Annotated in this window: 1 protein-coding gene; it reads left to right on the top strand. The window is 72.9% G+C overall.

Going from position 1 to position 7,862, the window contains the following annotated elements:
• Nucleotides 1-7,862 (top strand): type I polyketide synthase (locus ACH4UM_RS41415; RefSeq protein WP_398191745.1); only part of this gene is annotated, 7,862 nt, incomplete at both ends.

Below are 7,862 nucleotides of genomic sequence, written 5' to 3'. Positions count from 1 at the left end.
TCTGAGCCCGCGCCGGTCCTGCCGTGGGTGCTCTCGGCCAAGAGCGAGGCGGCGCTGCGCGCGCAGGCGGCCCGGCTGCTGTCCTTCATGGACGCGAGCAGCTGGAGCGCTTCCGACGTCGGCCTCTCCCTGGCCTCTCGTGAGGTGTTCGAGGACCGTGCGGTGCTCATGGCGGAGGGCCCGGACGAGATTCGTCAGGCCCTGACCGCTCTCGCCGCCGGTGAGCCGGCGGGGACCGTGGTGAGCGGGCGTGCGCGTTCCGCAGGCAAGACCGGTTTCCTGTTCTCGGGTCAGGGTTCGCAGCGTCTGGGGATGGGCCGGGAGTTGTATGCGGCGTTCCCGGTGTTCGCCCAAGCCTTCGACGAGGTGTGTGCGGTGCTGGACGCGCCGGTCGACGTCGACGCGGGGGAGTTGCACCAGACCGGGTGCACTCAGCCGGCGTTGTTCGCGATCGAGGTGGCGTTGTTCCGGTTGCTGGAATCGTGGGGGATCCGGCCGGACTATGTGGCGGGTCACTCGGTGGGTGAGGTCGCGGCCGCGCATGTGGCCGGGGTGCTGTCGTTGGAGGATGCGGCGAAGCTGGTCTCCGCCCGTGCCCGGCTGATGCAGGCGTTGCCTGCCGGTGGGGCGATGGTGGCGGTGCAGGCCACCGAGGAGGAGGTCCTGCCGCATCTCACCGAGAACGTCGGTATCGCGGCGGTGAACAGCTCGCAGTCGGTGGTGATCTCGGGCACCGATGAGGCGGTGACCGAGATCGCTGACCTCTTTGCGCAACAGGGTCGCAGGACGTCCCGGCTGAGGGTCAGCCATGCGTTCCACTCGCCGTTGATGGACCCGATGCTGGAGGAGTTCGGTGAGATCGTCCGTGGGCTGACGTTCAATGAGGCCCGGATTCCGGTGGTTTCCAACCTGACCGGTCGTTTGGCGGAGCGTTTCACCGCCGGGTACTGGGTGCGTCACGTTCGTGAGGCGGTGCGTTTCGCCGATGGTGTGCGGACCCTGCGCGAGTCGGGTGTGACCACCTTCGTGGAGATCGGCCCCGGCGGGGTGCTCAGCGCGCTCGCCCAGGGCTGCGTGGACGGCGCCGTCACCGTGCCGGTGCTGCGCGCCGACCGCGCCGAGCGGCAAGCAGTCGTCACCGCGCTCGCCGAACTGCACGTGCACGGCGTATCCCCCGACTGGCAGACCTTCTTCCCCGGCGCCCACCGAGTCGACCTGCCCACCTACGCCTTCCAGCGCGAACGCTACTGGCTGGCGGGGGAGGAGCTGGCCGCCGCCACCGACACCCGCACCGACGGCACGGATTCCGGATTCTGGGATTCGGTGGAGCGGGAGGACCTGGAGTCCCTCGTCGCGACCCTGGGCGTCGGGGCCGACGAATCGCTGAGCGCGATCCTGCCCCGGCTGTCCGCGTGGCGGCGTCAGCGCCGGGAGCAGTCCGTGGTCGACGGCTGGCGCTACCGGGTCACTTGGAAGCCTCTCGGCGCACTCCCGGAAACCGGTGCGTCCGGAGCCTGGCTGCTCGTGGCCGCTGATGCAACCGAGTGGACCACTTCGGTCCGTACCGCGCTCGCCGAACGCGGCCTGGACCTGGCGGCCCTCGCCGTCGGCCGGCCCACCGACCGCGAGACGCTTGCCCGCGAGCTGGCCGGAGTCGGTCCGGTGGCCGGTGTGCTGTCGCTCCTGGCCGAGGACGAGGGGGCCTGCGCCGAGCACCCCGCCCTGCCGCACGGCCTGTCCTCAACCCTTCTGCTGGTCCAGGCACTTGGCGATGCCGGAATCGACGCACCGCTGTGGTGCGCCACCCGGGGCGCGGTGGCCACCGGCCGCTCCGAGCGGGTGGACCGGCCGGTGCAGGCCCAGGTGTGGGGCTTCGGCCGGGCGGCGGCGCTGGAGTACCCGCGGCGATGGGGCGGCCTGCTCGACCTCCCCGAGTCGATGGACGCCCGTACGGCGGCCCGCGTGGTCGCCGTCCTCGGGCAGTCGGCCGAGGACCAGGTGGCCGTGCGTGGCTCGGGGGTCTTCGGACGACGGCTGGTACGGGCCGGCCAGAGCACCGGGCCCGAGCCGCGGTGGTCGCCGCGCGGCACGGTGCTGATCACCGGTGGTACGGGCGCTCTGGGCGGCCACGTCGCGCGCTGGCTGGCGGGTGCGGGTGCCGAGCATCTGGTGCTGACGAGCCGTCGGGGCATGGACGCCCCGGGCGCGGGCGGGCTGAAGTCCGAGCTGGAGGCGCTGGGTTCACGCGTGACCGTCGCCGCCTGTGACGTGGCCGACCGGGACGCCCTGCGCGCGCTGCTGGACGAGCACCCCGTCAACGCTGTCGTGCACACGGCCGGCGTCAGTGACCACATCATGATCGAGGACACCGGAGTGGACGCCTTCGCGGGCACGGTGTCCGCGAAGACGGCGGGAGCGACACACCTGGACGAACTGCTGGACGGCCGGGAGCTGGACGCGTTCGTCCTCTTCTCCTCCGGCGCCGGCATCTGGGGCGGCGCCGGACAGGGCGCCTACTCGGCGGCCAACGCCTACCTCGACGCCCTGGCCGAACACCGTCGGGCACGCGGGCGGACCGCCCTCGCCGTGTCCTGGAGCGGCTGGGCCGAGGGCGGCATGGCCAGCGTGGGCAAGGCCGAGGACATGTTGCGCCGCCGCGGCCTTCCGCCCATGCGGCCGGCGCTCGCGATCGCGGCGCTGCGACAGGCCGTGACGGACGACGAAACGACCCTGACCGTCGCCGACTTCGACTGGGAGCGGTTCATCGGATCGTTCACTGTCGGCCGCCCGAGCGCGCTGCTGTCCGCTGTGCCCGAGGCACAGCGGGCGTTGGAGAACCGGACACCCGGCAGCGCCGCGGCCGGCAACGCGCTGGCGGCCCGGCTGGCCGCCCTGCCGGCGGGTGAGCAGGACCGTGCTCTGGTGGACCTGGTCCGTAGGCACGCGGCCGCTGTGCTCGGCCACGCCGGTGCCACGGCCGTGGAGGCGGAACGTGCCTTCAAGGACCTCGGTTTCGACTCGCTGACCGCCGTCGAACTGCGCAACGAGCTCACGGCCGAGACCGGTCTGAAGCTGCCCACCACACTCGTCTTCGACCATCCGAACGCTACGGCCCTGGCCCGCTTCCTGCATGCGGAACTGCTCGGCGCGCACGCCACCGCGCTGCCCGAGAAGCGTACGGTCGCCGACGACGAGCCCATCGCGATCGTGGCGATGAGCTGCCGTCTGCCCGGCGGCGTCGGCTCGCCCGAGGACCTGTGGCAGCTCGTGATGTCCGGCGGCGACGCCATCGCCGGGTTCCCCGAGGACCGCGGCTGGGACATCGAGGACCTGTACGACCCCGACCCGGGCGTCCCCGGCAAGACGTACGCGCGCGGCGGCGGCTTCCTCTACGACGCGGGCGACTTCGACGCCGCGCTGTTCGGGATCTCGCCGCGTGAGGCGCTCGCGATGGACCCGCAGCAGCGACTGCTGCTGGAGACCACGTGGGAGGTCTTCGAACGCGCGGGCGTCGACCCGGCCTCCCTGAAGGGCAGTCGCACAGGCGTGTTCGTCGGCATGTCCTACCAGGGCTACGGCGCCGGCCTCTCGCAGGTCCCCGAAGGCGTCGAGGGGCATCTGCTCACCGGCAGCGCCGCAAGTGTCGTCTCCGGGCGCGTGGCCTACTCGTTCGGCCTGGAGGGCCCGGCCGTCACCGTCGACACGGCGTGCTCGTCGTCCCTGGTCGCGCTGCACCTGGCCATCCAGTCGCTGCGCAACGGCGAGAGCACGATGGCCGTCGCCGGCGGCGTGAACGTCATGGCCGTACCGGCCGCGTTCGTGGAGTTCAGCCGGCAGCGCGGACTGTCCGCCGACGGCCGCTGCAAGGCGTTCGGCGCCGGAGCCGACGGCACCGGCTGGGCGGAGGGCACGAGCGTCGTCCTCGTCGAGCGCCTCAGTGACGCCGTGCGCAACGGCCACCAGGTTCTCGCGGTCGTGCGAGGCAGCGCCGTCAACCAGGACGGCGCGTCCAACGGCCTGACCGCGCCGAACGGTCTCGCGCAGCAGCGGGTCATACGGCAGGCGCTGTCCTCCGCCGGACTCAGCGAGGCCGACGTGGACGCCGTCGAGGCACACGGCACGGGCACCGCGCTGGGCGACCCCATCGAGGCGCAGGCCCTGCTGGCGACGTACGGCCAGGACCGCTCCGCCGAACAGCCGCTGTGGCTCGGTTCGTTGAAGTCCAACATCGGCCACACACAGGCGGCGTCCGGAGTCGCCGGCGTCATCAAGATGGTGATGGCGATGCGGCACGGTCTGCTGCCGCGCACCCTGCACGCGGACGAGCCGACGACGCACGTGGACTGGTCGGCGGGTGCCGTACGGCTCCTCACCGAGGTGGTGGAGTGGCCTTCGGCCGGCCGTCCCCGCCGCGCGGGCATCTCGTCCTTCGGCGTCAGCGGCACCAACGCGCACACCATCATCGAACAGGCCCCGCCGTCGGAAACGGCCGCCGTCACCCCGGCCGGGGCAGCCCCGGCCGGAGCAGCCCCGACGGCCGTGCCGTGGGTGCTGTACGGCAAGTCCGAGGCCGCTCTGCGGGACCAGGCCGAGCGCCTGCTGTCCCTCGTCACGGAGGAGGACGGGCCGTCGCCGGCCGACGTCGGCCTCTCGCTGGCCACCACCCGCGCCGCGCTGGAGCACCGCGCCGCCGTGGTCGCGGACGGTCCTGACCGGCTCGTCGACGGACTGCGGGCCCTGGTGTCGGGAGCACCTGCTCCCGGCGTCACCCGCGGCCGCGCCGACGACACCCGGGTCGGATTCCTGTTCTCCGGGCAGGGTTCGCAGCGGGTCGGCATGGGACGTGAGCTGTACGACGCGTTCCCGGCGTTCGCGGAGGCGTACGACCAGGTGTGCGCCCACCTCGACGGGCACCTCGACCGGCCGCTGCGGGACGTCGTCCTCGGCGGGGACGGCGACGAGCTGAACCGCACCGGCTTCGCCCAGCCCGCGCTGTTCGCGACCGAGGTGGCCATCCACCGCCTGCTGGAGTCGTGGGGCATCCGACCGGACTACCTCGCAGGACACTCCGTCGGCGAGATCGCCGCCGCGCACGTGGCCGGGGTGCTCTCGTTGGAGGACGCGGCCACGCTGGTGACCGCCCGCGCCCGGCTGATGCAGGCCCTGCCTGCCGACGGCGCGATGGTCGCCGTGCAGGCCGCCGAGGACGAGATCCTCCCGCACCTCACCGACGAGGCGAGCATCGCGGCCGTCAACGGCCCGCAGTCCGTGGTGATTTCCGGCACCGAGGACGCCGTGGCCGAGATCGCGGACGTCTTCGCGCAGCAGGGCCGCAAGACGTCCCGGCTGAAGGTGAGTCACGCCTTCCACTCGCCGCTGATGGACCCCATGCTGGAGGAGTTCGCCCGCGTCGTCGAAGGACTGCGCTTCGAGAAGCCTGGGATCCCCGTCGTCTCCAACGTCACGGGCGAGCTCGTCGAGGCGTACACCGCCGATTACTGGGTCCGGCACGTGCGCGAGACCGTGCGCTTCGCCGATGGCATCGGCACCCTGGGCGAGCTGGGCGTGACCACCTTCGTGGAGGTCGGCCCCGGCGGAGTCCTCAGCGCGATGGCCCAGGGCTGCCCGGGCGGCGCGCTCGCCATCCCCGCCCTGCGCGCCGACCGCCCGGAACCCGAGGCGATCACCAGCGCCGTCGCGCAGGCCCACGTGCACGGTGTGGCCGTCGACTGGCACTCGTTCTTCGCCGGCCGGGGCGCCCGCCGGGTGGACCTGCCGGCCTACGCCTTCCAGCACCAGCGGTACTGGCTGGAGACCACCGTGCCCACCGCCGCCGTCGTGGGCACCGGCGCCGTGGAGACGGAATTCTGGGAGACGGTGGAGCGCGAGGACGCCCAGTCCCTCGCCGCCACGCTCGACCTGCCCGCCGAACAGCTCGACACGGTACTGCCCCGGCTGTCCGCGTGGCGCCGGCAGCGCCGTGAGGAGTCCCTGGTGGACGGCTGGTCCTACCGGGTCGGATGGAAGCCGGTCGGAGTCCGCCGGAGCCACGAACTGTCCGGTGACTGGCTGTTCCTGGTCACCGACGAGACCGAGTGGACCACCTCGGTCGGCGACGGGCTCACGGCCAGAGGAGCCCGGCTGATCCCCGTCAGGGTCGACGCGGCCACGGACCGTGGCACGCTGCTGCGGGAACTCGACGCCGCGGCAAGCCGGACGCCCGTCGTGGGCGTGATCTCCCTCCTCGGCGTCGACGAGCGGCCGCACCCGGAGCACCCGGCCCTCTCCGTGGGCACCGCCCTGACCATCACCCTCGTCCAGGCACTGGGTGACTCCGGCATCGACGCCCCGCTGTGGACACTGACCAAGTCGGCTGTTTCCGCAGGTCGTCCGGACGAAGCACCCAGCGCCGTCCAGCATGCTGTGTGGGGCCTGGGGCGGGTGGCCGCGCTGGAGCACCCACGGCGCTGGGGCGGCCTGGTCGACCTGCCTGAGGCGATCGACGACCGGGTCGCGGGTCGGCTCGCCGGGGTGCTGGGGCAGTCGGCCGAGGACCAGGTGGCCGTGCGTGCCCGGGGCGTGTTCGCCCGTCGGCTGTCCCGTGTCACGGGCGGCCACAAGGGCCGTACGTGGTCGCCGCGTGGCACGGTGCTGATCACCGGTGGTACGGGTGCGCTGGGTGGTCATGTGGCGCGCTGGCTGGCGGGTGCGGGTGCGGAGCACCTGGTGCTGACGAGTCGTCGGGGCATGGACGCCCCGGGTGCCGGTGAGCTGAAGTCGGAGCTGGAGGCACTGGGTTCACGCGTGACGGTTGCGGCGTGCGATGTGGCTGACCGTGCGGCGTTGGCCACGCTGCTCGCCGAACACCCCGTCGACGCCGTCGTACACACAGCGGGCGTGGACCAGTTGGAGGCGTTCGAGGACATGACGCTCGGCTCCTTCGCCGAGGTGCTGTCCGCGAAGGCCGCCGGCGCCCTGCACCTCGACGAACTGCTCGCCGGCCGGGAGCTGGACGCCTTCGTCCTGTTCTCGTCGATCGCGGGGGTGTGGGGCAGCGGCCACCAGGCCGCCTACGCCGCCGCCAACGCCGTGCTCGACGGAATCGCCGAGCGCCGCCGCGCCCAGGGCCGGGCCGCGACCGCGGTGGCCTGGGGCCCGTGGGCCGGCGGTGGCATGGCCGAGAGCGAGGGCGCGGACGAACGGCTGCGGCGCCGCGGCCTGATCCCGATGCCCGCCGCGCTCGCGGTCATCGGACTCCGGCAGGCCGTGGACTCCGGCGAGGCGACCACGACCGTCGCCGACATCGACTGGCAGCGGTTCCTGCCCTCGTTCACGCTGCGACGTCCGAGCGCGCTGCTCGGCGACCTCCCGGAGGCCGAGCGAATCCTGGACGTCTGCGGCGGCACCGAAAAGGCCGCCACGGCCGCCGCCTCCCCGCTGGCCACCCGGCTCGCCGGGATGCCCGAGACCGAGCAGGAGACGGTGCTGGTCGAGCTCGTCCGCACGCACACGGCGGCCGTACTCGGCCACAGCGACGCCGCCGAGGTCGAGGCCGAACGGGCCTTCAAGGACCTGGGCTTCGACTCGCTGACTGCCGTCGAACTGCGCAACAAGCTCAACACGGAGACCGGCCTCGCCCTGCCCCCCACCCTGGTCTTCGACTACCCGAATGCCAACGCGCTCGCCCGGCAACTGCGCTCCGAGCTCACCGGCCGTACCGCCGCGAGGACGGCACCGACCGTGGCCGCCGGACCCTCCGTGGACGACGACCCCATCGCGATCGTGGGGATGGCCTGCCGGTATCCGGGTGGGGTGCGGTCGCCGGAGGATCTGTGGCGGCTGGTGTCCTCCGGCGGGGACGC

The sequence above is a fragment of the Streptomyces sp. NPDC020801 genome, assembly GCF_044334385.1.
Taxonomy (GTDB): Bacteria; Actinomycetota; Actinomycetes; order Streptomycetales; family Streptomycetaceae; genus Streptomyces.
Note: the sequence above shows the minus strand (reverse complement) of the source record. Positions and strands in the feature narration are given on the sequence as shown.